The 301-nt window shown below is 69.8% G+C and carries 1 protein-coding gene; it reads right to left on the reverse strand.

Annotation, left to right across the window (positions count from 1 at the left end; all coding sequences use genetic code 11):
• Window positions 1–301: LLM class flavin-dependent oxidoreductase (locus G6038_RS30880; protein ID WP_240918904.1), on the reverse strand; the 301-nt coding region annotated here is incomplete at both ends.

Consider the following 301-nt stretch of genomic DNA (forward strand, 5'->3'; position numbering starts at 1 on the left):
CCCCCAGCATGACCCGCCCCGGATACAGGCACCCCATCGTCGCGAACGCCTGCGCGATCACCGCCGGGTTGTACCGGAACGTCGGGGTCAGCACCGAGGTCCCCAACTGCAACCGCGAGGTACGCTCCCCGACCGCGGTCATCCACGCCAACGAGAACGGCGCATGCCCCCCGGTGTGCCGCCACGGCTGGAAATGATCCGACACCGTCGCCGAATCCATCCCCCGCTCCTCGGCGAGCACCGCCAGCTCCACCAGCTCCCGCGGCCCGAACTGCTCCGCCGACGCCTTGTACCCCAACTT

The organism is Rhodococcus sp. 14C212 (assembly GCF_011058195.1).
Taxonomy (GTDB): Bacteria; Actinomycetota; Actinomycetes; order Mycobacteriales; family Mycobacteriaceae; genus Rhodococcus; species Rhodococcus aetherivorans.